General features: G+C 72.5%; 18 protein-coding genes. 9 read left to right on the top strand and 9 right to left on the bottom strand.

All coding sequences use genetic code 11. The features are described from left to right. The first annotated feature begins 17 nt into the window (after positions 1-17). The gene (locus F0L46_RS04315; RefSeq protein WP_210247598.1) at positions 18-1,202 is read left to right on the top strand and encodes an amidase; all 1,185 of its coding nucleotides are present in this window, start codon (positions 18-20) and stop codon (positions 1,200-1,202) included. 9 nt (positions 1,203-1,211) lie between these two features. On the opposite strand, the gene F0L46_RS04310 is transcribed toward F0L46_RS04315, so the two are convergent. Beyond that, positions 1,212-2,903 carry a methyl-accepting chemotaxis protein gene (locus tag F0L46_RS04310; RefSeq protein ID WP_188311847.1) on the bottom strand — a complete coding sequence of 564 codons (1,692 nt, stop codon included), beginning with the start codon at positions 2,901-2,903 and terminating at the stop codon, positions 1,212-1,214. A gap of 570 nt (positions 2,904-3,473) precedes the next feature. Between F0L46_RS04310 and F0L46_RS04305 the strand changes: the two genes are divergently transcribed. The 4 genes from F0L46_RS04305 to F0L46_RS04290 all read left to right on the top strand — a co-directional run bounded on the left by F0L46_RS04305 (position 3,474) and on the right by F0L46_RS04290 (position 7,292). Further along, positions 3,474-4,601, top strand: a complete 1,128-nt coding sequence (locus F0L46_RS04305; protein ID WP_149815805.1) for a lytic transglycosylase domain-containing protein — start codon at positions 3,474-3,476, stop codon at positions 4,599-4,601. A 98-nt stretch (positions 4,602-4,699) separates the two neighbouring features. Beyond that, positions 4,700-5,683 carry a Gfo/Idh/MocA family protein gene (locus tag F0L46_RS04300; protein ID WP_149815804.1) on the top strand — a complete coding sequence of 328 codons (984 nt, stop codon included), beginning with the start codon at positions 4,700-4,702 and terminating at the stop codon, positions 5,681-5,683. Then, positions 5,680-6,561 (top strand): DMT family transporter, encoded by an 882-nt coding sequence (locus F0L46_RS04295; RefSeq protein WP_240539864.1) that lies wholly within the window; start codon positions 5,680-5,682, stop codon positions 6,559-6,561. Before F0L46_RS04300 ends, F0L46_RS04295 begins: the two co-directional genes overlap by 4 nt. A gap of 149 nt (positions 6,562-6,710) precedes the next feature. Next, positions 6,711-7,292 carry a DUF4142 domain-containing protein gene (locus tag F0L46_RS04290; protein ID WP_149815803.1) on the top strand — a complete coding sequence of 194 codons (582 nt, stop codon included), beginning with the start codon at positions 6,711-6,713 and terminating at the stop codon, positions 7,290-7,292. A gap of 66 nt (positions 7,293-7,358) precedes the next feature. Here the strand turns inward: F0L46_RS04290 and F0L46_RS04285 are convergent, their stop codons facing one another. Then, on the bottom strand, positions 7,359-9,410 hold the full coding sequence (locus F0L46_RS04285; RefSeq protein ID WP_149815802.1) for a protein meaA: 2,052 nt from the start codon (positions 9,408-9,410) through the stop codon (positions 7,359-7,361). A gap of 249 nt (positions 9,411-9,659) precedes the next feature. Here F0L46_RS04285 and ccrA point away from each other — a divergent pair, with 249 nt between their 5' ends. After that, a complete protein-coding gene (gene ccrA / locus F0L46_RS04280; protein WP_149815801.1) occupies positions 9,660-10,934 on the top strand; it encodes a crotonyl-CoA carboxylase/reductase in 1,275 nt (424 codons plus the stop codon). Between the two features lie 423 nt (positions 10,935-11,357). Here the strand turns inward: ccrA and F0L46_RS04275 are convergent, their stop codons facing one another. The 4 genes from F0L46_RS04275 to F0L46_RS04260 form a co-directional block, all read right to left on the bottom strand. Further along, positions 11,358-11,867 carry an OsmC family protein gene (locus F0L46_RS04275; RefSeq protein WP_149815800.1) on the bottom strand — a complete coding sequence of 170 codons (510 nt, stop codon included), beginning with the start codon at positions 11,865-11,867 and terminating at the stop codon, positions 11,358-11,360. A gap of 49 nt (positions 11,868-11,916) precedes the next feature. Next, positions 11,917-12,699: an ABC transporter ATP-binding protein gene (locus F0L46_RS04270; protein WP_149815799.1), complete on the bottom strand. Its 783-nt coding sequence runs from the start codon at positions 12,697-12,699 to the stop codon at positions 11,917-11,919. 11 nt (positions 12,700-12,710) lie between these two features. Continuing rightward, a complete protein-coding gene (locus F0L46_RS04265) occupies positions 12,711-13,529 on the bottom strand; it encodes an ABC transporter permease (RefSeq protein WP_149815798.1) in 819 nt (272 codons plus the stop codon). Between the two features lie 176 nt (positions 13,530-13,705). After that, on the bottom strand, positions 13,706-14,680 hold the full coding sequence (locus F0L46_RS04260; protein WP_149815797.1) for an aliphatic sulfonate ABC transporter substrate-binding protein: 975 nt from the start codon (positions 14,678-14,680) through the stop codon (positions 13,706-13,708). 252 nt (positions 14,681-14,932) lie between these two features. Here F0L46_RS04260 and F0L46_RS04255 point away from each other — a divergent pair, with 252 nt between their 5' ends. Then, on the top strand, positions 14,933-17,713 hold the full coding sequence (locus F0L46_RS04255) for a [protein-PII] uridylyltransferase (RefSeq protein ID WP_149815796.1): 2,781 nt from the start codon (positions 14,933-14,935) through the stop codon (positions 17,711-17,713). A gap of 228 nt (positions 17,714-17,941) precedes the next feature. On the opposite strand, the gene F0L46_RS04250 is transcribed toward F0L46_RS04255, so the two are convergent. After that, on the bottom strand, positions 17,942-18,190 hold the full coding sequence (locus tag F0L46_RS04250; RefSeq protein ID WP_149815795.1) for an exodeoxyribonuclease VII small subunit: 249 nt from the start codon (positions 18,188-18,190) through the stop codon (positions 17,942-17,944). A gap of 128 nt (positions 18,191-18,318) precedes the next feature. After that, positions 18,319-21,015 (bottom strand): DUF2339 domain-containing protein, encoded by a 2,697-nt coding sequence (locus F0L46_RS04245; protein WP_149815794.1) that lies wholly within the window; start codon positions 21,013-21,015, stop codon positions 18,319-18,321. A gap of 138 nt (positions 21,016-21,153) precedes the next feature. On the opposite strand from F0L46_RS04245, the gene F0L46_RS04240 reads away from it, so the two are divergent. Together F0L46_RS04240 and F0L46_RS04235 are read left to right on the top strand one after the other, a co-directional pair. After that, on the top strand, positions 21,154-21,798 hold the full coding sequence (locus F0L46_RS04240) for a hypothetical protein (RefSeq protein WP_149815793.1): 645 nt from the start codon (positions 21,154-21,156) through the stop codon (positions 21,796-21,798). Between the two features lie 76 nt (positions 21,799-21,874). After that, the gene (locus F0L46_RS04235; RefSeq protein ID WP_149815792.1) at positions 21,875-25,219 is read left to right on the top strand and encodes a TRCF domain-containing protein; all 3,345 of its coding nucleotides are present in this window, start codon (positions 21,875-21,877) and stop codon (positions 25,217-25,219) included. On the opposite strand, the gene F0L46_RS04230 is transcribed toward F0L46_RS04235, so the two are convergent. After that, a complete protein-coding gene (locus tag F0L46_RS04230; protein ID WP_149815791.1) occupies positions 25,168-25,689 on the bottom strand; it encodes a 2'-5' RNA ligase family protein in 522 nt (173 codons plus the stop codon). The genes F0L46_RS04235 and F0L46_RS04230 overlap by 52 nt on opposite strands. Positions 25,690-25,763 lie beyond the last annotated feature (74 nt).

Below are 25,763 nucleotides of genomic sequence, written 5' to 3'. Positions count from 1 at the left end.
CCTGCCGCAGGTGACCGATGCTTCTGCCCGACGATCCCGCCCGCGCCTTCATGCCCTATCCGGCCGTGCCGGTGCCGAACGCCCCCGAGGGGCCGCTTGCGGGCCTCACCCTCGGGGTGAAGGACCTCTTCGACATCGCGGGCTATCCGACGAGCGCCGGCTCGCCGACGATGCTCGCGATGTCTGGGATCAAGACCCGCACCGCTCCAACCGTGCAACGCCTCCTCGACGCGGGCGCGCGCTTCGTAGGCAAGACGATCACGGACGAGCTCGCCTTCTCGCTCAACGGGCGTAACGCGCATTTCGGGACGCCGCTGAACGGCGGCGCGCCCGAGCGCATCCCCGGCGGCTCGTCCTCGGGCTCGGCCTCCGCCGTCTCGAACGGGCTATGCGACGTGGCGCTCGGCACCGATACGGGCGGCTCGGTGCGGGGCCCCGCGAGCCATTGCGGACTGTTCGGCATCCGCCCGACCCACGGGCGCATCTCGCTGGAGGGCGCGCACGACCTCTCGCCCTCCCTCGACACCTGCGGCTTCTTCACCCGGGATGCCGTCACGTTCCGGCGGGTGGCCGAGGTGCTGATGGACGAGGACGCCGCGGCCCTGCCGCAGACGCCGCGCCTTCTGCTCGCCGCCGACGGCTTCGGCCTCCTCGACGGCGAGGTGGTGGAGGCCCTGGACGAAGCGGTCCATCAGGTGGAGGCCGTGCTCGGCACGGGGGACGCGGTGGAGGCCGCGGGCGATTTCGAGGCGCTCTACTGGGCGTTCCGCTACGTGCAGGGGCGAGAGGCGTGGGAGGTCGACGGCGCCATGATCGAGCGCCACCGCCCGCCGCTCGGGCCCGGGGTCGCCGAGCGCTTCGCCTTCGCCCGCGAGATCGACGACGCCCAGGTGGAGAACGCCCGCGCCGTGCGGGCCGCCTATCGCGAGCGCCTGAGGGGGCTCCTGCGGGGCGACGCGGTTCTCGTGCTCCCGACCATGCCGGACGTGGCGCCCCGGCTCGACGAGCCCGAGGCCGCCCTCGACCGCTACCGCAACGCCGCGCTCAACCTGCTCTGCCTGTCGGGCCTCTCGGGTTTCCCGCAGATCTCGATGCCGCTCGCCCGGCGCCTTGGCGCGCCGCTCGGGCTGTCGCTCATCGGCCCGCCGGGCTCCGATCTCTCCCTCGTGCGCCTCGCGGAGCGGATCGCGGCCGGGGCGTGAACCGGGCCGTCAGGCGGCCCGCACGCTGCGCAGGAAGGCCTCGACCTCCTGCGAGAGGTCGGCGGAGTGGCGGGACAGGTCGCCGGCAGCCGTGAGAACCTGCTGGGCGGCCTTGCCCGTCTCGCCGGCGCCGTCGCGCACGTCGATGATGCTCACCGTGACCTCCTCGGTGCCCGAGGCCGCCTGCTGGACGTTGCGGGCGATGTCGGCGGTGGCGCTCTGCTGCTGCTCGATGGAGGAGGCGACGGCGCGGGCCAGGTCGTCGATCTCGCCCACCGTGCGGCCGATGTTCTGGATCGCCGCGACCGCGTTCGAGGTCACGGACTGGATCTCGGCGATCTGGGCGGAGATCTCCTCCGTCGCCTTCGAGGTCTGGCCCGCGAGCGTCTTCACCTCCGAGGCCACGACCGCGAAGCCCCGGCCCGCTTCCCCTGCGCGCGCCGCCTCGATCGTGGCGTTGAGGGCGAGAAGGTTGGTCTGCGCCGCGATCGCCTGGATGAGGGTGACGATCTCGCCGATCCGCGCGGCGCTCGCCGCCATGGCCTGCACGGTGGCGTCCGTGCGGTTCACGTCCTCCACCGCCTTCACGGCGATGCGGGCCGAGCCGTCCACGTTGCGGCCGATCTCGCGCATGGTGATGGAGAACTCCTCCGTGGCCGCCGCCACCGTCTGGACGTTGGCGGAGGTCTGCTGCGCGGCGCCCGCGACCGCGACGGCCTGGTGCGTGGCGCGGTCGGCGGTGTCGGCCATGCTCCGGGCCGTACCCTCGAGGCGCCCCGCGGCGGCGGCGAGGGCCTGGGTCAGCGCGTTAGCCTTGTGCTCGAAGGCCTTGGCGGCCGAGTCGATCATCGCGGCCCGGCGCTCGCGCCCGCCCCGCTCGGCCTCCTCGGCTGCGGCCCGCTGGCGCGCGTCGAGGGCATTGTCCTTGAAGACCTGGAGCGCGCGGGCGAGCGTGCCGATCTCGTCGCGCCGCTCGGCGCCGGCCACCTCGACCGAGAGGTCGCCCTGGGCGAGGCGGCTCGTGAGGCCCGTGAGCGCGTTGAGCGGCCGGATCACCTGGGCGATCACGGTGTAGAGGGCGAACACGATGGCGAGCCCGCCGAGCACGACGCCCGCGCTCATCACGGCCTTCGCCGTCGCGGCCGTGGCCTGCGAGCGGGCATATTCGGCCCGCGACTGGTCGAGCTGGAGATCGACGAGCTTGCCCACGCCCTCGCTCACCGGGTCGATGGTCTCGTAGAGCTCCTCGTTGATGAGGGTCGCGAGGCGGGGCCGCTCGCCCCGCTTCAGGGCCTCGGCGAGCTTCGCGATGGTGGCGTCGGCGGTCTGCATGAGGGCCGCGGTCGCCTCCGCCTGCTTGCGCTCGGCCGGATCGGTCACCCCGGCGAGATAGCGCTTCCACCCTTCCGCGATGCCGGTGCGGGCGGTCTCGATCGCGTTCAGCCCCTGGGCCGAGGAGACGTTGCCGTTGCGCACCTTGTGGGAGGCGTCGACGATGCTCACCGCATAGAGGTCCGCCACGATCTTCAGCTCGCGCAGCGGGACGACCCGGCTCTCGTAGACGGCCTCGAGGCTCGCGTTCGAGGAGGATGCCGCGAACCAGCCGGCTCCGGAACAGACCACGAGGAGAACGCTCAATCCCGCCAGCGCGAGGAGGAGGCGGGCTTTGATCGAGGCGGCGAACGCGGGCATCAGGCGCATGGTGGGCATCCCGTCGAGAATGCCCGCAGCTTCAGCCCCCGCGCTTAAGATCCCCTTGCCCTAGGGAAGGCGGAGGAGGCCGAATCGCGATTTCGCGTGCTTTCTCGGTCACACTCCACAAAAAATGCTGTGCGCAAGCGCACGCGCTGTAAAGCCGTGCGGGGCAGCGGTTACCGGCGCGGGAAAGCCCCTTGCCGCTGTGGAAGGCCAAGTGCTCGGCGGGCCTCAGGGGTGAGGATAGCCCGCCTAGCCTTACGGCATTCTCCAGGACAACATGGTTAATAAATCCATAACGCGAATTTCCATGTCGCCCGGCATCGTCTTGCTCGGTTGAAGCCGGCCAAGAGCTGCCGCTCTTTCGCGTGACATCGGATCGTGATCTGTCGGGATGGGGCGCAAAAACGCTCGTTCAGGCCCGAAATCCCCTCTCTGGCCTGCGGCCGCGCCCAATATAGCCTGGATTATGGCCAAGCTGACCCATTCTTGCCCCATCCTCCGGCCAGGTAGGCGACAGAAACGACTCGTCCAAGGCACACCCGGCCGCTTGCCGGCCATGCACAAGGGGGCACTATGGATCTGCGCCACGCGGCGTCGCACAACGCCACCGCGACCGATGAACTCGGCCACGACGACGTGATCTGGCTGGAGCCCAGCCACGTGAGAACGGGCCGCGTGCGCCGTCTGGCGGCAGCGACCTTCGCCCGCGTGTCGGCCACGGCCGCCGTCGGCGTTCTCCTGCTCGCCTCCTCGGCGAACACCGCCTTCGGCCCGTCCGCCCATGCGGCCGCCGACCTTGCCGCGGGCGATGCCCACGAGACCGCGAAGCCGCTGGCGGGGCCGAGCCTGCCGGCCTCCGTGTGGAGCGAGGGTTTCGTCGCTCCCAATGCACTCAACGCTCCGATCACGGCGTCTGTTCCGGAGGACTACGACGCGATCGAAGCCGACTTCGACAGCTTCCGCCGCACCGAGTCCCTGCGCGCCGACCAGGCGAGCGACCCCAACGAGGTCCTCCAGTTCGGCGCCATGCGGGTGAAGCGCTGGATCGTCGAGGCGATCATGCGCGCCGCCGCCGCCGTGGACGTGGACCCCGTCTACATGATGGCGCTCGCCGACAAGGAATCGAGCCTGCGCCTGGAGAGCAAGGCCGGCACCTCCTCGGCTGAGGGCCTCTACCAGTTCATCACGAAGACCTGGCTCGAGGTGATCCGCACCTTCGGGCCCCGCCACGGCCTCATCACGGAGGCGGCCGCCATCGGCGACGGCGACAGCGGCTTCACCGTGGCCGACGAGGCCATGCGCGAGCGCATCATGGCGCTGCGCAACGATCCCTACATCTCCGCCGTGATGGCCGCCGAGATGAAGAAGCGCGACAAGCAGCTCATCGAGCGCCAGATCGGCCGCGAGATGACCCGCTCCGAGTATTATCTGGCGCACTTCTTCGGCGCCCAGAGCGCGGGCAAGTTCCTGAAGATCCTCGACGAGAAGCCGAAGTCCCGCGCCCCCAAGGCGTTCCCGGCCGCGGCGCGGGCCAACAAGAACCTGTTCTTCGCCCGCCAGGGCAAGAAGAACCGCCAGCTCACCGTGGCGGAGGTCTATACCCGCCTCGACCAGATGATCGACAAGCGCCTCGACCGCTACAGCGACATCAAGGTCGCCAAGGAGCTGACCGCCGGCGTGAAGATGAGCGCCGGGTTCTGACGCGGGCGCGCCGCGCGGGGACGCCCTCCCTCGGCCCTTGCCGCCCCGCGGCGGGCGTGACAGGAAGCGGGTGACCAAAACCCCGCACCAGGATCACCATGGCGCCCGTCCGCATCGGCATCATCGCCTTCGGGATCATGGGGGAGCGCCTCGCCCGCGCGATCCTCGCCCACGATCCCGACAAGATCACCCTGTCCGGCGTCCTCGATCCCGCGCCTGCCGCGATCGAGCGTCTGCGCCGCGACCTGCCCGAGGCGCCCGTCGCGGCCTCCCGCGAGGCGCTGATCGAGGCGAGCGACTGCGTCTACGTCGCCTCGCCGCCCGCAAGCCACATCGAGCATGCCAGGGCCGCGCTCGCGGCCGGCCGCGCCCTGTTCTGCGAGAAGCCTCTCGCGGTCGACGGGGCGGAGACCGAGGCCTTCGTGCGCGAGGCCGAGGCGGCCGGCGCGCGGGCCGCCGTGAACTTCCCCTTCGCGTCCTCCTTCGCCGTCGACCAGATCCGGGAATGGATGGCGGACGGCACCGTGGGGGCGCCCCGGCGCGTCACGATCGAGATCGCCTTCGCCGAATGGCCACGCCCCTGGCAGGCGGACGCGAAGGCCTGGCTCGACCGGCCGGAGCAGGGCGGCTTCACCCGCGAGGTCGCGTCGCACTTCCTCTTCCTCACCCGCCGCCTCATCGGCCCCATGGAGCTGCGCCGCCGCGGGGCGGACTTCCCCGAGGCGGGCGCGAGCGAGCGCTCGGCGTCGGCCGACCTTCTCGTGGGCGCGCTGCCCGTCCGGTTCGAGGGCCGGGTCGGCGGCACGAGCGCGGCCGACCACAACCTCTGGACCCTGGAGGGCACGGAGGGGACGGTGCGCCTGCGCGACTGGTCCTTCGCCGAGCGGCACGATTCCGACGGGACCTGGCGGGAAACGCTCGACGCCCTGCCCAACGAGCGCGCCCGTCCCCTGGTGCTGCGCCGCCAGCTCGACAAGGTGGCGGCGCTGACGGAGGGGCGGCCGCAGGACCTCGCGACCTTGCGCGAGGCCCTCGAGGTCCAGGCGATCGTGGAAAGCATCCTCGCGGGCGACCCCGCGTGAGCGCTGCCGTCCCGCCCTCCCGGGGGGCGGTGCTCACGGGCATCGCCTTGATGACGGGCGGCATCTTCCTGTTCTCGCTCAACGACGCCATGGGCAAGTGGCTCGTCGCGACCTACTCGGTCGGCCAGGTGCTGCTCCTGCGCAGCTTCGCGGCCCTCGTGGTGCTCCTCGTCCTCCTGCGGGGCGAGGGCCTGGGCGGTTTTCGCCGCGCGCCGCGCCCGGGGCTCCAGGTGGCGCGGGTGGTCCTGTCGACACTGGAGGTGGCCTGCTTCTACTGGGCGGTGGCCTATATGCCGCTCGCCGACGTGATGACCTACTATCTCGCGGGGCCCCTCTATGTCGCGGGGCTCGCGGCGCTCCTCCTCAAGGAGCGGATCGACCGGGTGCAGATGCTCTGCGTGGGTGCCGGCTTCGTCGGCGTGCTCGTGGCGCTCGATCCCTCGACGGCGACGCTCACGGGGCCCGCCCTCGTGGCCCTCGCCGGCAGCTTCTCCTTCGCGCTTCTCATGGTCACCACGCGGCTGCTACGAGGCACGGGCGACACCGTGCTCGTCACGGGCCAGACCCTGGGGGCGCTCCTGCTCGGGCTGGTGCTCGCGCCCTTCGCCTGGGTCGCGCCCACAGGGGTCGACTTCCTCCTGCTCTCGCTGCTCGGCATCGTCGCCATGGGGGCGCATATGTGCGTGAACCGCGCCCTGAAGCTCGCCCCCGCCTCGGCCGTGGTGCCCTTCCAGTACACGCTCATCGTCTGGGCCGTGGTGTTGGGCTATCTCGTCTTCTCTGACGTGCCGACCGGGCGGGTCGTCGCCGGCGCCGCGATCATCGTGGCGGCGGGCCTCGCCCTCCTGTGGCACGAGCGCCGGGCGGCGCGCGCCTGATCTCTCTCCCGCTCATTTCGTCGCAGGCGCGGCGCCGGAACCGGCCAAGCTGAAACCGCGCCAACCACCTGACGTTGGGCCGACGCGACGGGCGGCGTTCCGCCGGTCGTCCGAAATCCCCGGCTGGGGTCAGAACAGGAGAGACATCCATGGATCGCCGTCACGTTCTCGCCACCCTCGCGGCCGCCGTCGCCGCGGGTCCCGCCTTGGCCCAGCAGACCATGGGGTCGGGCTCCTCCGGCGCCGCCATGTCGGGTACCTCAAGCCAGATGTCGGGCGGCATGATGCCCATGGGCCAGGCCGAGCAGCAATATATGCAGCGCACCATGATGGTGGGCTCGGTCGCCCTCGAGACGAGCAAGATCGCCCTCGAGAAGGCCCGCAACGACGACGTGAAGCAGTTCGCGAAGTTCGAGGCCGAGGAGCAGCAGACGGTCGCCGAGATCATCCGCTCCATGGGCGACCCGTCCTCGACCGCCTCGACCCAGAGCATGCCCCAGGGCGACATGGCCCAGATGGTCGAGAAGCTGCGCGGCACCCAGGCCGGCGCCGAGTTCGACCGCATGTACGTCATGGGCCAGATCCAGGGCCACCAGGAGCTCCTGAAGGTCCAGGAGGAGTACATCCGCGGCGGCCAGAACATGCATGTGAAGCACATCGCCATGCTGGCGGCGGGCCGCATCCGCGAGCACATCGAGGATCTGCAGGACCTGCAGAAGCGCAAGGGCTGAGCCCCAGGCCAGACCCGTCCCGTGGAACGCTCCGGCCCCGCGGCCGGAGCGTTTCCCGTTCGAGGCCTACGTCGCCGCGTTGCGCCGCTGCCGCGTCGGCTGCGGGGCGGGCGGGGGCGAGGCGTCGGCCCGGCGCGCCAGCGAGCGCTCCGCCACGCCGACGATGTCGGCCATGATGCGGTCGAGCGCGAAGTCCTTCGGAGTGTAGACCGCCGCGACGCCGAGATTGTTGAGGACGAGGGCGTCGTCGCCCGAGATGATGCCGCCCACCACCACGGGGATGTGGTCGAGCCCCTCCAGGCGCAGGCGCGCCATGACCTCGCGCACGAGGGGCACGTGCGACCCCGACAGGATCGACAGGCCGATCACGTGGGCCTCCGTCTCGGCGGCGCGGGCCACGATCTCGGAGGGCGTCTGGCGGATGCCGTCGTAGAACGCCTCCATCCCGACGTCCCGGGCCCGCAGGGCGATCTGCTCGGCGCCGTTCGAGTGCCCGTCGAGGCCGGGCTTGCCGACGAGGAGGCGCGGAGCGGCGTCGAGCTTGCGGGCGAGGTCCGCCACGAGGAGGCGCACCTCGCGGTCCGCTTCCTCGACGCGGGTCTCAGGGGTCACGCCGGTCGGGGCGCGGTACTCGCCGAAGAGGATCCGCAGGCGCTCGCCCCATTCCCCTGTGGTGACGCCCGCCTTAGCGCAGGCGATGGAGGCGGGCATCACGTTGCGGCCCTCGCGGGCGGCGGCCTCCAGCTCGTCCAGGGCCGCCTCGACGGCGGCCGCGTCGCGGGCGGAGCGCCAGGCACGGATGCGGGTCACGGCCTCCATCTCCACCGTCTCGGGCACGGTCATGATCGCGCCCTCGCCGGCGGTCAGCGGGGAGGGCTCGCCTTCCGTGAAGCGGTTCACGCCCACCACGACCTGGTCGCCCGTCTCGATGGCCGTGAGGCGACGGGCGTTCGATTCGACCAGCGCCCGCTTGAGATAGCCCGACTCCACCCCGGCGATCGCGCCCCCCAAGGCCTCGATGCGGGCAAGCTCCGCGCGGGCGGCCTCCTTGAGGTCCGCCACCTTCGCCTCGATCACCCGCGATCCGTCGAAGATGTCGTCATGGTCGAGGAGGTCGGTCTCGAAGGCGAGGATCTGCTGCATGCGCAGGGACCATTGCTGGTCCCAGGGACGGGGCAGGCCCAAGGCCTCGTTCCAGGCCGGGAGCTGCACGGCGCGGGCGCGGGCGCGCTTGGAGAGCGTGACCGCCAGCATCTCGATCATGATGCGGTAGACGTTGTTCTCGGGCTGCTGCTCGGTGAGGCCGAGCGAGTTCACCTGCACGCCGTAGCGGAAGATGCGCTTCTTCGGATCCGCGATGCCATAGCGGTCGCGGGTGATCTCGTCCCACAATTCCGCGAAGGCGCGCATCTTGCACAGCTCGGTGACGAAGCGCATCCCTGCGTTGACGAAGAACGAGATCCGCCCGACCACGTCCTCGAACATCGCCTCGTCCACGCCGCCCTCGCGCACCGTGTCGAGCACCGCGCAGGCCGTGGCAAGGGCGAAGGACAGCTCCTGGACCGGCGTCGCGCCCGCCTCCTGGAGGTGGTAGGAGCAGACGTTCATGGGGTTCCATTTCGGCATCTCGGCGGTCGTGAACAGGATCACGTCGCGGGTGAGCCGCATGGAGGGCGCGGGCGGGAACACGTAGGTGCCGCGCGAGAGATATTCCTTGATGAGGTCGTTCTGCGTGGTGCCCTGGAGGGCGGCGCGGGGCGCGCCCTGTTCCTCGGCCACCGCCGCGTAGAGCGCGAGCAGCCAGGCCGCCGTGGCGTTGATGGTCATCGAGGTGTTCATCGTCTCCAGCGGGATGCCCTCGAAGAGCGCCCGCATGTCGCCGATATGCGCGATCGAGACCCCCACCTTGCCGACCTCGCCCCGGGCGAGCTCGTGGTCGGGGTCGTAGCCCGTTTGCGTCGGGAGATCGAAGGCGACGGAGAGGCCCGTCTGGCCCCGGCCGAGGTTGCGTCGGTAGAGGGCGTTGGACTCCGCGGCGGTGGAGTGCCCCGCATAGGTGCGGATGATCCAGGGCTTGTCGCGCTCGCGGCGGGAGGTCGGCTTCGCGTCGTCGCTCATGTCCCGTCCCTTGGCGTCATTGTTTTAGGTGCAATGCACTATCGTACAGCTTCGTTCCATCCGCGCCAGCCACTGAAAGTTCAAAGAAGAGGTCAGCAATCCTGACTAAAAAACCGGGATTTGAGAGCGAAACCGGCGAGAGCGCCCAAGCGTTGCAGTCCACACGGCATGGAGCCTTTCGTCCATGTTGCGGCGCATCAACGTGCCGGTTAACCTCCCCTTACGAAACCAAACTTGAGAGGGCGTGCCATGACGGTTCAGGCGTTGCGCAAGGACCCCGGCCCCAAGGCGAGCTATCGCATCGGCGAGATCCCGCCCCTCGGCTACGTGCCCTCAACGATGACGGCCTGGGCCATCCGGCACGAGCGGCACGGCCCGCCCGACGAGGCGATGCAGCTGGAGGAGGTGCCCACCTGGGCGATCGGCGACGATGAGGTGCTCGTCCTCGTGATGGCGGCGGGCGTGAACTACAACGGCATCTGGGCGGCCTTGGGCCAGCCCATCTCCCCCTTCGACGGCCACAAGGCCGACTTCCACGTGGCGGGCTCGGACGCCTCAGGCATCGTCTGGGCGGTGGGCGCCAAGGTGAAGCGCTGGAAGGTCGGCGACGCCGTCATCGTCCATTGCAACCAGGACGACGGCGACGACGAGGAGTGCAATGGCGGCGACCCGATGTTCTCGTCGTCCCAGCGCATCTGGGGCTACGAGACCCCGGACGGCTCCTTCGGCCAGTTCTGCCGCGTGCAGTCGCGCCAGCTCATGATCAAGCCGCCCCACCTCACCTGGGAGGAGGCGGCCTGCTATACGCTGACGCTGGCCACCGCCTATCGCATGCTCTTCGGCCACGCGCCCCACACCCTCAAGCCCGGCGACAACGTGCTGGTCTGGGGCGCCTCGGGGGGCTTGGGCGTCTTCGGCGTGCAGCTCTGCGCGGCGTCGGGCGCCAACGCCATCGGCGTGATCTCCGACGAGACGAAGCGCGACTACGTGATGAGCCTGGGCGCCAAGGGCGTCATCAACCGCAAGGACTTCGCCTGCTGGGGCCAGATGCCGGTCGTCAACACGCCCGAATACGCCACCTGGGTGAAGGAGGCGCGCAAGTTCGGCAAGGCGATCTGGGACATCACGGGCAAGCGCGACGTCGACATCGTCTTCGAGCACCCCGGCGAGCAGACCTTCCCGGTCTCGGCGCTGGTGGTGAAGCGCGGCGGCATGGTGGTGTTCTGCGCCGGCACCACGGGCTTCAACATCACCTTCGACGCCCGCTACGTCTGGATGCGGCAGAAGCGGATCCAGGGCTCGCACTTCGCCCACCTCAAGCAGGCGGCCGCCGCGAACCAGTTCGTCATCGACCGGCGCATCGACCCCTGCCTCTCCGAGGTGTTCCCCTGGGAGAAGATCCCCCAGGCCCACACCAAGATGTGGAAGAACCAGCACGCCCCGGGCAACATGGCCGTGCTCGTCAACGCGCCCCGCACCGGCTTGCGCACGCTCGAGGACGTGATCGAGGCGACGGGCGGCTGAAGGGGAGGGGGCCGGCTCCCTCCCGTGGAGGCCGCGAGATTCGCCCACCGCCCTCCGCTCCCGGGGAGTGCCGCCGGGGCTCAGGTCTCGGCCCGCTGCACCGCTCTGTCCTGGAAGCGTCACGATCCCTGGAGGCAGCCGCTGGCGCGGCTTACCCCACCCCTGCCCCTCCCCTGAGGGGAGGGAGGTGGTGCCGCCTGACTGCGCTTCCCAAGGTCAGACGGTCGCGAGCCGCCGCGCCCTCTCTCCCCTCAGGGGAGAGTGTCGCCCGTGAGGGCGACGAGCGGGGTACCGCGCGCCAGCGCGGGCGGCTCAACGCCGTTGCCGGGCTCAGGGCCGGACCCGTTGCCTCGCTCTCTAGGGAAAGGCGATCCACTGAAGCGTTGGCGCAGCGCGAGCAGACGGCAGCGTAGCGGCGCCCGCTTACCCCCGGTTCACCGCCACGGTCAGCTCGGGCCGGTGGTTCAGGGTCTGGAAGATCACGCAATAGCGCTCGGTGAGCTTGATGAGCTGGGCGACCTGGTCCTCGTGGGCGTCGGTGTCGAGGTCGAAGGCGAGGCGGATCTCGCGGAAGCCCACGGGGGCGCCCTTGTCGACGCCGAGCGTGCCGCGGAAGTCGAGATCGCCCTCGGCGCGCACCACCCCGTGGCGCAGCTCGATCTGCAGCGCGGTCGCGACCGCCTTGAGGGTCACGCCCGCGCAGGCGACGAGGGCCTCCAGCAGCATGTCGCCGGAGCACAGGTCGGCCCCCGAGCCGCCGGAGGCGGGGTGGAGGCCGGCGACGGCCAGCGCCCGCCCGGTCTCGACCTTGCAGGCGATGGCGCCGTCCTCCAGCGTCCCCTGCGCCTTGAGCGTGATCAGGGCGGCGTCGGGGTCGTTGCGGTACTTGTCCTTGATCGGCGCCTGGATGGCGCGAAGAGCCGTGGCGTCCATGTCGTCTCCGGAATCGAGAGGGCGGTCTTGGTTTAGCGGAACCCGGCGCCTACCACCACAGGGCCGCGCCCTGCGGCTCGCGCGCGGGGCGGGACTCGTCGGGGGTGAGCGAGCGGTCGAGGGCCGCCATCACCCGGCGGCTCGCGGCCTCGAAGGCGGGGGAGGCGCGGTCGCGGGGCCGGGCGAGGCGCAGCGGCACCTCGTCGTCGACCCGCCCGGGCTTGGGCCGCATCACCACGGCCCGGTCGGCCAGGGCCACCGCCTCGCCGACGTCGTGGGTGACGAGCACGATGGTCGGCCGGTCCTGGCCCCAAAGCGCGAGCAGCCCCTCGTGCAGGCTCGCCCGGGTGAGGGCGTCGAGGGCGGAGAACGGCTCGTCGAGAAGGAGCACGCGGGGGCGGGTCACGAAGGCGCGGGCGATGGCGACGCGCTGCTGCTGCCCGCCCGACAGGTCCCGGGGCCGGCGCCGGGCATGCTCGGCAAGCCCCACCCGCTCTAGCGCCGCCGCGACCCGGGCGCGGCGCTCCGGAGCCGGCCGGTCGAGGAGGCCGAAGCCCACATTGTCGGCGATGTCGAGCCAGGGCAGGAGGCGGGGCTCCTGGAACACCACGCCCACCGCCGGATGCGGCCCCTCGACCGCCTCGCCGTCGACCCGGATGGCCCCCGCGCTCGGCCGGTCGAGCCCCGCGACGAGGCGCATGAGGGTGGTCTTGCCGCAGCCCGAGCCGCCGATGAGCGCGACGATCTCGCCCGCGCGCACCTCCAGGTTCACGTCGGCGAGCGCCCGGGTTCCGTCGGCGTAGGTCTTGGAGAGATGGGCGAGGGCGAGCATGGCGGTGTCCGTCAGAGGCGCTCGCGGGCCGTGTCCTGCCAGCGCAGGAGCGGCGCGGTCGCCGCCACGAGCAGGGTGTCGGCGGCCTTGCCGAGGAGCGCGAAGGCGATGATGGCGGCGAGGATCTGGTCGGGCTTGCCCATCTGCTGCCCGTCGACGAGGAGGTAGCCCAGGCCCTCCGAGGCGCCCATGAACTCGGCCGCCACGACGAACATGAAGCCGAGACCGAGGCCGGAGCGCAGGGCCGTGACCGTGTCGGGCAGGACGGCCGGGAGCAGGATGCGCCGGGCGAGCTGGCTGCGGTTGAGGCGAAACACCCGGCCGACCTCCACGAGCTTGCGGTCGACGCCGAGGATCGCGCCCACGACCCCGAGATAGACGGGGAAGAACACGCCCACCGCGATCAGCGCCACCTTGGACGCCTCGAAGATCCCGAGCCACAGGATGAAGAGGGGCACCCAGGCGATGGAGGGGATCGCCCGCAGGGCCTGCAGGGTCGGGTCGAGGAGCCGGCGCGCGGGGGGGCTCGCCCCCGACAGGGCGCCGAACCCGATGCCCGCGACGGCGCCGAGCGCGAACCCTGCCGCGACCCGCCCCAGGGTCGCGCCGCCGTGGAGCACGAGGTCGCCTGAGCGCGCGAGGTCGAGGAGCATGGCGCCGATCCGGCTCGGCGGCGGCATCAGGCGCCCCTCGGCGATCCCCATGCGCACCGCGCCCTCCCAGGCGAGCGCCATCACCACCGGCAGCGCGAGCCCGAGCGCCGCGGCGGGCACGCGAAGGGCGGTGCGGGCCGGGGCGGGCGAGGGCGCGAGGGTGTCGGTTGCGGTCATGGGGGTGATCCGGTCCCCCCCCCTTGCGGGGAGGGGGCAGGGGTGGGGGGCGTAAAGTCGGAGCTGGAGGTGGGGAAGGAGGGCTCCAGGCCGGTACAGGCAGGCCTTGCGCCGGCCAGCCCAGCGGGACCACCCCCACCCCCGGCCCCTCCCCGCAAGGGGGAGGGGGAAGAGCGCTACCGCGCCGCGGTGGCGAAGCGGCGGTCGACGAGGGCGTCGAGGGCGGCGTGGACGTCCGTGCCGGCGGGCAGGACGCCGGCCTCCTGGAGGGCGAGGCCCGCCTGGAGGATGGTGTCGATCTGGGCCGGGCCGATCGCCGAGTGGGTGAGCTCGGTGCGCTCCAGCTGGCGCGCCACCACGGGCTCGGGCAGCTTCGTGAAGCCGACCAGCAGCGCCTTCAGCTCCGCCGGGTTGGCGAGGGCCCAGGCGCGGGCCTCCTCGTAGGCCGCCAGGACCCGGTTCACGAGGGCGGGGTTCTCCCGCGCGAAGGCCTCGCGGACGTTGAGGATGCCCCAGGTGTTGGCGGCCGCGTTGCGGTGGAACAGGCGCGCGCCGCTCTCGATCTCGGCCGCCGCCATGAGCGGGTCGAGGCCTGCCCAGGCATCGACGTCGCCCCGCTCCAGGGCCGTGCGCCCGTCGGGGTGCTGGAGCAGGACGAGGCGCACGTCGCGCTCGGTGAGGCCCGCCTCGCGCAGCGAGCGTACGAGGAAGATGTGGGGGTCCGTGCCGCGCGTCACGGCGATGCGCTTGCCCTTGAGGTCGGCCACGGAGGCGACCGGGCTGTCCTTGCGGGTGACGAGGGCGGTCCATTCCGGGCGCGAATAGACGTAGACCGACTTGATCGGGTTGCCGTTGATGCGCCCGATGAGGGCGGCGGCGCCGGCTGTGGAGCCGAAATCGAGGGAGCCCGCGTTCAGGAACTCCAGGGCCTTGTTGGAGCCCAGCGACTGCACCCAGCGCACGCCGATCCCGTCCCCCGCGAGCGCGCGCTCGAGGATGCCGCGCTCCTTCAGGACGAGGCTCACGGGGTTGTAGGTGGCGTAATCGATCCGGATCTCGCGGGGCGCCTGGGCCCGGGCGGCGTCCGCCATACCGAACGAAATCAGGCCGGCGGCGAGGAGTGAGAAGAGATTGCGACGGGAGGGGAGCATGGAACGTCCTCTTGGTCGCGCATCGCGGGCCTGAGATGGACCCGCTTCGCGCTTTAGCTGCATTTGTTTCGCGCCCGCAAGCTGCAAGCTCAAATCGGCGCAGGCCAACCATGCGGAAGGTCGTTCGTTATGTCAAACGAAAATGCAAAAAAGAACCTTCGTCCGCCCTGTCGGTCCACGTCGCGCCCGGGCGCCCGCCGCGGCGCCTCGGCCGCCTTCCGCGCCCGCGCGCTTGTGTGCTAGAGCCGGGCGATGGACCGACCCGATCCCGCCGCCCCGGAAAGCGAGCTCCGCCAGCTGCTCCAGCACATGGCGGACGAGAGCCTGCGGGATCCCACCGCGTTCCGCGCCCGCCTCGTGCCGGAGCTGCGCGCCATCCTCGACCGGGGCCGCGCCGCGGCGCAGGAACGCCTTCTCGCGGAGCGCGACGGGCTCGCCTGCGCGCGCCACCTGTCCGACCTCATGGACGAGGTGATCCGCACCGTCCACGCGGCGGTGATCCACCACCTCTACCCCTCCGACAATCCCTCCACCGGCGAGCGCCTCGCGATCGTGGCCACGGGGGGCTACGGGCGCGGCACCCTGGCGCCGGGCTCCGACGTCGATCTCCTCTTCCTCCTGCCCTACAAGCAGACCGCCTGGGGCGAGAGCGTCGTCGAGTCGGTCCTCTACGTCCTGTGGGACCTCAAGCTGAAGGTGGGCCACGCCACGCGCTCGGTGGACGAGTGCCTGCGCGAGGGCCGGGCCGACATGACGATCCGCACCGCCCTCCTGGAGACCCGTCTGCTCTTAGGCGACGCGGCCCTCTACGACGAGCTCGTGCGCCGCTTCGACAAGGAGATCGTGACGGGTACGGCGCCGGAATTCGTCGACGCGAAGCTCAAGGAGCGGGATGCGCGGGTGGCGAAGGCGGGCGCCTCGCGCTACCGCGTCGAGCCCAACGTCAAGGACGGGAAGGGGGGGCTTCGCGACCTCAACACCCTGTTCTGGATCGCCAAGTACGTCTACCGGGTCCGCGACCCCAAGGACCTCGTGCGGGCGGGCCTGTTCACGCCCGAGGAGTTCCGCCAGTTCGAGCGCTGCGAGGAGTTCCTGTGGCGGGTGCGCTGCCACCTGCACTTCGTCACGGGCCGCGCCGAGGAGCGCCTCGCCTTCGATCTCCAGCGGCAGGTCGCGGAGCGGATCGGCTATGCCCCGCGGGCCGGCCTCTCGGGGGTCGAGCGCTTCATGAAGGCCTATTTCACGGCCGCCAAGGATGTCGGCGACCTCACGGCGATCGTGTGCGCCGAGCTGGAGGCGCGCCAGGCCAAGCCCCGGCCGATGCTCGACCGCTTCCTCGGCCGGTTCCGCCGCAGCCGGAGCCAGGCCCTCGACTCGGACGAGTTCGTCATCGAGAACAACCGCCTCACCATCCGGGGCGACGACGCCTTCGAGCGCGATCCCGTCAACCTCATCCGCCTCTACTGGTTCGCCGACCGCCACAACCTGCCGATCCACCCGGACGCGAGCCGGCTCGCCACGCGATCGCTCAAGCTTATCGGGCCCAGCCTGCGCGCCGACCCGGAGGCGAACCGCCTCTTCCTCGACATCCTGACCTCGCGCAACGCCCCCGAGGCCGTGCTGCGGCTCATGAACGAGGCCGGGGTGCTCGGCCGCTTCGTGCCGGATTTCGGCCGCGTCGTGGCGATGATGCAGTTCAACATGTACCACCACTACACGGTGGACGAGCATCTGCTGCGCTCCATCGGCCAGCTCGCGGATCTCGAGGCGGGGCGCCTCGCCGATGCCCATCCGCTCTCCCAGCAGGTGATCCCGGCGCTCCGCCACCGCCGCGCGCTCTACGTGGCGCTCTTCCTGCACGACATCGCCAAGGGCCGGCCCGAGGACCATTCCGTGGCGGGCGCCCGCATCGCCCGCACGCTCGGCCCCCGCTTCGGCCTCGACGCCGTCGAGACCGACACCGCCGCCTGGCTCGTCGAGAACCATCTCGTGATGTCGACGACGGCGCAAAGCCGCGACCTCTCCGACCCGCGCACCATCGAGAGCTTCGCCAAGGTGGTGCAGACCATGGAGCGCCTGCGGCTCCTCCTGATCCTCACCATCGCCGACATCCGCGCGGTGGGGCCCGGCGTGTGGACGGGCTGGAAGGGCGAGCTCCTGCGCACGCTCTATTACGAGACCGAGGTGCTGCTCGGGGACCAGACCCCCGATGTCGCGCGCATGGACCGGGTCCGCCAAGCCCAGGAGCGGTTGCGCGCCGATCTGCCGGAGTGGGACGCGGACGCCTTCGCGGCCTACGCGGCCCGCCACTACCCGGCCTATTGGCTGAAGGTGGACCATGCCCGGCGGGTGCGCCACGCCCGCTTCATGCACGCCGCCGAGGAAGCCGGTCAGACCGTCTCGACGGCGGTGGAGACGGACGGCTTTCGCGGCGTGACGGAGCTCACCGTGCTCTCCCCCGACCATCCGCGCCTGCTCGCGATCATCACGGGCGCCTGCGCGGCGGCGGGCGGCAACATCGTCGACGCGCAGATCTTCACCACCGCCGACGGCTTCGCCCTCGACACGATCTTCCTCTCTCGCGCCTTCGAGCGGGACGACGACGAGCTGCGCCGGGCCGAGCGGGTGGCGGGCGCCATCGAGCGCGCGCTCAAGGGCGAGGTGCGGATCGCCGACCTCGTGGAGGGCCGGCGCCAGGAGCGCGGGCGCGCCAAGCCCTTCGAGGTCGTGCCCGACGTGGTGATCGACAACACCCTGTCGACGCGCCACACGGTGGTGGAGATCTCCGGCCTCGACCGTCCGGGCCTGCTCTACGACCTCACGACGGTGCTGGGAAAGCTCAACCTCAACATCACCTCGGCCCACATCTCGACCTTCGGCGAGAAGGTGGTGGACGTGTTCTACGTCTGCGATCTCACGGGCGGGAAGGTGACCCACCCGAGCCGCCAGGGCGCCATCCGGCGCGCCCTCCACGAGGTGATCGACGCAGGCGCCGAGCCGCCGCGGACGGCGGCGCACGGGGCGGCTCGATAGGGGGTTGGGACGGGGTCTCTTCTCCCCTCCAACCTCGTCCCCCGCCTTCGCCACCCTCGTCCTGAGGTGCGACCCCGGACTTGATCCGGGGGAGCCTCGAAGGGCGTTCCAGAGGTTTCCGAACGGCGTTGGCGGCGTGGTGCGTGCTTCGAGACGCCCACTGGCGCGGGCTCCTCAGCGTGAGGGCGTCGGAGAAAGTAGGAGGGGCGTGGAAAGGGGAACGCCCCCTCAGGCCTCGACGTCGAGGGCCGCGAGGTTCAGGGCCTCGCCGCCCGGGCCCGTGTTGATCTTCTCGATCCGGGCCTCGGCGCGCCGGAGCAGCGCCTCGCAATGCTTCTTCAGGGCCTCGCCGCGCTCGTAGATCGTGATCGAGTCCTCGAGGGGGACGTTGCCCGTCTCCAGGCGGCGGACGATCTCCTCGAGCTCGTGGAGCGCCTTCTCGAAAGGCAGGCTCGCGATGTCGGCGGGCTGGGTCATGAGGCTCTACCGTGTGAGTCGTTGCGTTTATGCGCGTGGCCTGCGGGGCTGGCAAGCCTTGCCGTTCGCGAAACGTACTCATCCCCCGCTGTCCACAGGAGGGGTGTGGCGCGCCCGCACCAGGGGCGTCAGGGGACGGCGCCCCCGGCCGCCGCGCGGCCGAGAAGCCGCTGATAGGCGAGCCCGATCCCCACCAGCGCGAGGCCGAGCCCCATGAAGGAGAAGGCCCGCAGGGCGCCCTCCAGGTGGGAGAGGTCGACCACGAACACCTTCACCACGGCGGCCCCGATCAGGAGCCCCGAGGCGAGGCGCGCCTCCCGCACGTCCCGCCGCAGGCCGAAGGCGAGGAGCCCCGCCCCGATCGCGAGGAGCGCCACGGAATAGGACCACATCTCGCCTTGGCCCGTGGCCCGGAAGAGGTCGACGACCGGACCCTGGAACACCCGGCGCAGCTCCAGCACGGCGTAGAGCATGACGAGCCCCAGCGAGAGCACCTCCGCCCCGCCCACGTACCAGCGCGGCCGCGTCCCGCGCGCCGCCAGCGCGAGAGCGCCGGCAAGGACGGCGGGCAGGAGATAGGCCGCGAGCAGGGAGTTCACCAGCACGCCGCCGATGACGGGATCGCCCGTGAAGAACGGGTTCTCCAGGACGCCGAGCGCGACGGCCCCGACCCCGAGGCTCACGGCGCCGAAGACCAGCCCCGCGATCCGGCTCACGGGATCGGGCCGCACGGCCTCGACCCGCACCATGAGGATGCCGAAGGCCAGGCTCGCGCAGGCCACGAGGCCCGCCTCCAGGTGGCTCCACCCGGCCCGGAACACGTCGCCCCCCGTCGCGGCGTGGCGGATCTGGAAGAAGACCAGCAGGGCCGCAAAGACGATGGCGAGGCTCTCGGCGAGCCGCACGATGCCGTCGCGTCCGCCCCGCTCCAGGATCCGGCTCGCGCCGAGGAAGGCGAGCGCCGGGACGCCGTAGCCCCACAGGAGCCAGTTGAGGATCGGGGTGCGGCCGAGATCGGCGCCGACGATGGTCGGATCCCAGGCGAGGCGCCCGAGCACCACGAGGCCGGCGGCGCCCACCACCCAGCGCAAGGGGGCGATGTCCGTGCGGCCGGCGACCCAGGCGGCCCCGAAGGCCGAGAGGGACAGGGCCACGGTGAGCATGCCCCGGTCGAGGGCGATGGTGAGCCCGAGCGCCAGCGCCGCGAAGGCGGCGCAGGCCGTGGCGCCGAGGGTGAGCCGCACGCCGTGCTCGGCCCCGGTGTCGATCCGGCGCAAGGCGCCCGTCACGAGGGTGAAGGCGAGCGCCAGCCCGCCCGCCGCGAGGGCGAAGGGGATGCTGTGGGCAAGCCCCGAGACCCGCGCCCAGGCGATCGTGAGGATCGCGAGCGGCCCCAAGGTGGCGGCGCCCGCGAACCAGGCCGCCGTCGACAGGGGCAGGCTCCGGCCGCGCGCCACGCGCCAGAGGCTCGCCGCCGCGACGGCGAGCCCCGCGAGGGTTGCAAAGCCCAGATAGGCGTCCACGGCGTCGGGGAGGGCGTCCGGGCCGAAGAGCTGGGGCAGCACGCGGACGGGCTCCGCCGCGATCTCGGCCGCCACCGGCCAAAGGGCCAGGGTGCCGACCCCCATGAGCGCCGCCCAGGCCGCCGCCGGGGCGCCCGCCGGGATCCGCGCGGCCAGCGTCAGGAAGAGCGCCATGAGGGCCGCCGCGAACCCTGCGCGCCCGGAGCCCGGGCCCATCTCGGCCGCGACGAGGACGCCGAGCGCCGCGAAGGCGAGAAGCGCACCCGCGGCGAGGGGATCGGGCCGGGACTCCGCGTCCGTGGCATGGCGGTAGGGGTCGGCGAGGAGGAAGAATCCGGCGAGCGCCGCCTGGAGCAGAACGTGCCCCATGACGGGGCCGATCTCCGGCCCGCCGATCGCGCCGAGCGCCAGCCCCCACAGGGCGCCGCCCGCCGCGGACGCCACGGCAAGCCAGCGCCACAGGCGAAGCCGTGCCACGCCATAGGCGGCGGTGCCCACGAAGGCGAGGTAGATCACGAGCGGCCAGACCTGCGGCGCGTCCGAATCGACCAGGAGCGGGCTTGCCAGCGCGCCCACGAGGCCGAGCGCCGCGAGGGCGGGCCCATGCAGCGCCGCGGCCAGCATGGTGAGAACCGCGATGGCACCGAGCAGCACGAAGGCGGTGCCCGGCCCCACCAACCCATAGAGGGCATGGGCCGCGTAGGCCGTGGCGAATGCCGAGGTGACGCCGGCGCCCGTCAGGACGGCCGGGATGTGGGCGCTCGGCAGGGCAGGGATGCCGGCATCGCCGTCGCGACGGCGCATGATCTCGCCCGCGGCGAGGAGCGCCAGGGCGAAGAGGGCGCCGATGAAGGTGCGGGCGGTCGGCCCGAGCAGGCCCTGCTCGATGGAATAGCGGACCAGGAACACGCCGCCGAGCGCCAGCGCCACGCCGCCGACCCATACGGCCCAGCGCGCCCCCAGGCGCTCCTCGAAACCGGGCCGGGGGGCTGCCGGGGGCGGCATGGGCGGCGGGGCGACCTCCTCGGGGAAGGGCGGCGGGACGGTCGACGGGGTCGGCGCCTCGCTCGGGGCCGCCATGACCTCGGGCGCCGGCTCCGTCGCGGGCGGGGTCTCGACGACCGGCGGGACGAAGGGCGCCGCGGGAGCGCTGCCGCGCAGGCGGGTCAGCTCCGCCTCGGCGCCCGCGAGCCGCAGCTCCAGGGCGGCGGTGCGGGCTCTCAGGCCAAGCGCCATGACGAACCCCGCGACGGCCATGGCCGGCAGGGCGAGCGCGAGCAGCACGATGGCGACGATTTCCATGGACGGCGAGACCTCTTGTCGAGGAGCGCACCCTAGCGGATTCCCGCGATCCCGATGTGCGGCCGCGCGCACGGGGCTCTCGACCTGGGGTCGATCTCACGGCTAAGCTGTGATCGTGGTTGCGTCGGGGGTGATGGGATGCGTGCAGTGTCAGTGGGGTCGGCTCTTGCCATGGTGGTGGCGCTCGGCGGCTGCGTCGGGGCGCCGAAGGTGGAGAGCCATGGCCAATGGCTCGCCGAGGCGACACGGACCTATGCGGGCGAGACCGCCCCGCGCGTCATCGCCGCCGCCGAGGCGGTCCTGCGGCACGCGGATCCCGGGGACGTGACCTTCGATTACCGCCTCGGCGGCTTCCGGGCCGAGCGCAAGTTTCTCGTCTATGCCGTGCTCGCCGCCGCCGAGGGGGAGGACCGCTGGACCTTCAACGCGAGCCAGAGCGGACGGGCGGTGCGGGCGAGCGTCTTCCTCACCGAGCGGGCGCGGGTTCACGGCACGGGCGGCGCGCGCCAGGTGAACGCCAACCGGCAGCAGGTGGGCACGTTCCGCCTGTTCTATGCCCGGATCGACTATCTCCTCGGCCTGCGCCCCGATTGGGTGACCTGCCGCGAGGCGCCGGGTAAGCTCGGCCTGCCCCCGGACGCGGCGGGCACCCAGGGCCTGTGCGGCCTCACCCTCCAGGGCCGCGACGCGCCGCCCCCGTCCCTCATCCCGAAGATGCCCAAGGGCGCGGCGGAGGCGGCGGTCGCGGCCGCCGAGCCCGCCCGCGACGACGGCGAGGATTGAGGCGCGGGCCTGAACCGCCCCCGTCCCCGCGGCGTTGACCCGGCCCGGCCGCATGGGCGGCCCGAGCCATCCCGACATGCCCAAGACAAAGCCGGCCCCCGCGCCGCTGCCTCCCGCCGACGCCCCCTTGGGGCTCCTCGCCGTGCGCCTGATCGAGCGCGCCCGCGCCGCCGGGGCGGGCGGCCTCGTCCACATGGCGGCGGGCGAGAGCCGGGCCGAGCGCCTCGGGGCGATCGCGGCGGCGCTCGCGCCCGATCTGCCCGTCGTCGTCCTGCCGCCCTGGGATTGCTTGCCCTTCGACCGGGCGTCGCCCTCCCGCGAGGCCATGGGGCGGCGCGTCGCCGCGCTGCGGCGTCTCGACGAGGCCGGCGGCGCGCCCCGCCTCCTCGTCGCGACCCCAGACGCCCTGCTCCAGCGGGTGCCGCCCGCGGCGCTCCTCGGGGAAGCCACCGTCGATATCCGCGTCGGCGGGAGCGTCGACCCGGACGAGCTCGGGGCGCTCCTTCATCGACCCGGCTACGTCATCGACGAGCGCGTCGACGAGCCCGGCGAGGTGGCGATCCGCGGCCACGTGATCGACGTGTTTCCCGGGGGAGCGGCCAGGCCGTACCGGATCGAGCACGAGGACGGCCGCGTGACCGCCATCCGGTCCTACGATCCCGTCAGCCAGCGCACGGAGGCCGAGCAGGAGACACTCGCGATCCTCCCCGTCTCCGAGCTGATCCTGCCCCCACCCGCCGAGGGCGAGGAGCCCCTGGAGCGGGGGCCCGGCCTGGAGCACTGGCTTCCCGACTTCGTGCCGGGCCTGCAGACGGTGCTCGACCTCCTGCCCGGGGCGGCCCTCGTGGTGGAGCCCAAGGCGGAGACGCGCCGCATGGCGGGCCTAATGCAGGTCCGCGACGCCCATGAGGGCCGCGCGGGCCTGCCGCAGGCAGCCGGCGAGACCGCCCGCCCGGTCCCGGCCCCCGACCGGCTCTATCTCGACGAGGCCGCCTGGAGCGCGTGCACCGCCGCGCGCCCGGTCGAGCGCCTGCCCGAAGCGGGTGATGACCTCGGCGTGCCGCGCTTCGTCCTGGAGCGGCGGGCGGGCGGGGCGCTCGCCCGCTTCGTCGCGGCCGAGCGCGAGGCCGGGCGCCGGGTCGTTCTCGCCGCCGCGACGAAGCGCGACGCCGGGCGGCTCGCCCGCCCGCTCGACGACGCCCCCGAACCCGCGGTCGGCTGGGCCGCCGTCACGGCTGCGCCGAAGGGGGCGCTGCTGGCTCTCTCCATCGATCTCGAAGCGGGCTTTCGCGACGAGGCGGGGGGCGTGACCGTCGTGGCGGCGGCCGATCTCCTCGGCAGCCGCGCCGAGACGGGCGCCGACGACGGCTCGGCCCCGATCCTGCCCCTCGCCGATCCCGACCTGCACCTGGGCGATGCGGTCATCCACGTGGATCACGGGATGGCCGTGCTCCAGGGGATCGAGGCCCTGGAGGCGGGCGCGGCAGGCGCGGGCGACGCGGTGCGCCTCGGATTCGCCCGGGACGCCACCCTGCTCACACCGGCTACCGCCATGGACCGCATCTGGCGCTACGGCGCGGATGCAGAGGCCGTCACCCTCGACCGCCTCGACGGGGAAGCCTGGGCGAAGCGCCGAGCGGCCCTCGACGAGGAGCTCGCCGACACGGCCGCCCGCCTCGTGACGCTCGCCCGGGAGCGGGGAGAGGCCCGGGTCGAGCCGATCCGCCCGCCTGCTGCGCCTTATGAGCGCTTCGTCGCGCGCTTTCCCTACCCCGAGACCCGCGACCAGGCCCGCGCCATCGCGGCCGTCCTCGACGACCTCGCCTCGGGAACGCCGATGGACCGCCTGGTCTGCGGCGACGTGGGCTACGGCAAGACGGAGGTGGCCCTGCGCGCCGCCGCCGCCGTGGCCCTGTCGGGACGCCAGGTCGCTCTCGTCGCGCCCACCACGGTGCTCGTGCGCCAGCATCTCCAGACCGTGGAGCGGCGCTTCGCGGATCTCGGCGTCACGGTGGGGCACCTCTCGCGCCTCGTCTCGGCAGCGGAGGCGAAAGCCGTGAAGGCGGGGCTCGCCGACGGCTCGATCCGCGTGGTCGTGGGCACCCATGCGCTTGCGGCCGAGGGGGTGACCTTCGCGGATCTCGGCCTCGTGGTCATCGACGAGGAGCAGCGCTTCGGCGCCGCCGTGAAGGGGCGCCTGCGGGATCTGGGCCGGCGGGCCAACGTGCTGACCCTCACGGCGACGCCGATCCCCCGCACCCTCCAGGCGGCGCTCGTCGGCCTCCAGGATCTCAGCCTCATCACCACGCCGCCGGCCCGGCGCCAGCCGATCCGCACGTTCCTCGCGCCCTTCGATCCCCTGTCGTTCCGCGAGGCGCTGCTGCGCGAGCGGCGGCGCGGCGGCCAGAGCTTCGTGGTCTGCCCCCGGATCGAGGACATCGGGCCCATCGAGGCGCGGCTCGCGGAGGTCGCGCCCGACCTGCGCCTCGTGGTGGCGCACGGCAAGATGCCTGCCGCCGCCATGGACGAGGCGATGGTGCGCTTCGCCGACGGGGACGGCGACGTCCTGCTCTCCACGAGCATCATCGAGAGCGGCCTCGACGTGCCCCGGGCCAACACGATGCTGGTCTGGCGCGCCGACCGGTTCGGCCTCGCCCAGCTGCATCAGCTGCGCGGCCGGGTCGGGCGGGGGCGGGCGCGCGGGATCTGCTACCTGCTCACGGAGCCCGGCACCGAGCTGCCGGAGGCCACCCGCAAGCGCCTCCAGACGCTCGAAGCGCTCGACCGGCTCGGCGCGGGCTTCGCGGTGAGCGCGCGCGACCTCGACCTGCGCGGCGCGGGCGAGCTTCTGGGCGAGGAGCAGGCCGGCCACGTCACCCTCGTGGGGACGGGCCTCTACCAGCACCTCCTGGAGCGGGCGCTTCGGGCCGCGCGCGGCGAGGCGGTGGAGGACTGGACCCCGGAGCTGAACCTCGGCTTCGCGGGGAGCATCCCCGACGATTACATCCCCGAGCCGGAGGTGCGGCTCAACCTCTATGCGCGCCTGAGCCGGGCGGAGGCCGCCGAGGAGGTCGAGGCCCTGGCCGACGAGATCGCGGACCGCTTCGGGGCGCTGCCCGATCCCATGGCGGGCCTGTTCGATCTCACCCGGCTCCGGGTGCTCTGCCGCCGCTTGCGGGTGGCCCGCATCGATGCCGGCCCGGCCGCCATCGCGCTCACCTTCCGGCCCGAGGCGGGCGCGGGACCGGGCCTCGCCGAGGCCGGCCCCGATCTCGCCTGGAAGGGGGAGCGCCTCATCCTGGCGCGGGCGGCCGGGGACGAGGCGGCGCGCCGGGCGCTGGCCGTGGACCTCCTCGACCGGATCGAGGCCTATGGGGCGAACGGGAAGACGCCGGCGGGCTCCCAGGGACCGCCGCGATAGTGCCACAGGAGCAGCGCCTCGCCGCTGCCCTCGAACGGCACGAAGCCCGCCTGGAGGCGGGCCAGGAGCGCCGCGGCTTGCGAGGGCGCGACCTTGTTCTGGATCGTCACGTGCGGCCTGAAGCCCTGCCGGTCCTGGGGGCCGAGCCAGCCCGACCAGAGCGCGGCGAGCTCCCGGCGCAGGGCCGCGAGCTCAGGGGCCTCCACCGTGAAGGCGACCCCGCGCCCGAGCGAGCGCAGGCCCGTGACCCGGAGCGGGATCGCGCCCCGGCCGGCGCAGGCGCGCCGCAGCGCCGGGACGATGCCGGCGAGCTCCGGCCCCGGCAGATGGTGGAACAGCGTCAGGTGCGCCGGGATGAAATTGCGCTCGGGAGGGAAGTGCGCCTGCCGCAAGCCGTTGAGCAGGCTGAAGGTCTCCGCGTCGAAGCCCAGGGTGAGGATCAGCGGGTCGGTTCTGTCCGGGCTGGGCAAGGGGCGTCACCGGTTGTGCGAAAACGTAAAGGAGAGCGGCCAATACAGCGCCACAACTCGGAACCCCGATTCCG

This window comes from Salinarimonas soli, from assembly GCF_008386575.1.
Taxonomy (GTDB): Bacteria; Pseudomonadota; Alphaproteobacteria; order Rhizobiales; family Beijerinckiaceae; genus Salinarimonas_A; species Salinarimonas_A soli.
Note: the sequence above shows the minus strand (reverse complement) of the source record. Positions and strands in the feature narration are given on the sequence as shown.

Coding starts and splice junctions, on each gene's coding strand:
- F0L46_RS04285 (WP_149815802.1), bottom strand. CDS start 9,410: ATGAGCGACGACGCGAAGCCGACCTCCCGCCGCGAGCGCGACAAGCCC.
- F0L46_RS04310 (WP_188311847.1), bottom strand. CDS start 2,903: ATGCGCCTGATGCCCGCGTTCGCCGCCTCGATCAAAGCCCGCCTCCTC.
- F0L46_RS04250 (WP_149815795.1), bottom strand. CDS start 18,190: ATGACCCAGCCCGCCGACATCGCGAGCCTGCCTTTCGAGAAGGCGCTC.
- F0L46_RS04255 (WP_149815796.1), top strand. CDS start 14,933: ATGGACCGACCCGATCCCGCCGCCCCGGAAAGCGAGCTCCGCCAGCTG.
- ccrA (WP_149815801.1), top strand. CDS start 9,660: ATGACGGTTCAGGCGTTGCGCAAGGACCCCGGCCCCAAGGCGAGCTAT.
- F0L46_RS04290 (WP_149815803.1), top strand. CDS start 6,711: ATGGATCGCCGTCACGTTCTCGCCACCCTCGCGGCCGCCGTCGCCGCG.
- F0L46_RS04270 (WP_149815799.1), bottom strand. CDS start 12,699: ATGCTCGCCCTCGCCCATCTCTCCAAGACCTACGCCGACGGAACCCGG.
- F0L46_RS04305 (WP_149815805.1), top strand. CDS start 3,474: ATGGATCTGCGCCACGCGGCGTCGCACAACGCCACCGCGACCGATGAA.
- F0L46_RS04300 (WP_149815804.1), top strand. CDS start 4,700: ATGGCGCCCGTCCGCATCGGCATCATCGCCTTCGGGATCATGGGGGAG.
- F0L46_RS04275 (WP_149815800.1), bottom strand. CDS start 11,867: ATGGACGCCACGGCTCTTCGCGCCATCCAGGCGCCGATCAAGGACAAG.
- F0L46_RS04260 (WP_149815797.1), bottom strand. CDS start 14,680: ATGCTCCCCTCCCGTCGCAATCTCTTCTCACTCCTCGCCGCCGGCCTG.
- F0L46_RS04240 (WP_149815793.1), top strand. CDS start 21,154: ATGCGTGCAGTGTCAGTGGGGTCGGCTCTTGCCATGGTGGTGGCGCTC.
- F0L46_RS04315 (WP_210247598.1), top strand. CDS start 18: ATGCTTCTGCCCGACGATCCCGCCCGCGCCTTCATGCCCTATCCGGCC.
- F0L46_RS04265 (WP_149815798.1), bottom strand. CDS start 13,529: ATGACCGCAACCGACACCCTCGCGCCCTCGCCCGCCCCGGCCCGCACC.
- F0L46_RS04235 (WP_149815792.1), top strand. CDS start 21,875: ATGCCCAAGACAAAGCCGGCCCCCGCGCCGCTGCCTCCCGCCGACGCC.
- F0L46_RS04245 (WP_149815794.1), bottom strand. CDS start 21,015: ATGGAAATCGTCGCCATCGTGCTGCTCGCGCTCGCCCTGCCGGCCATG.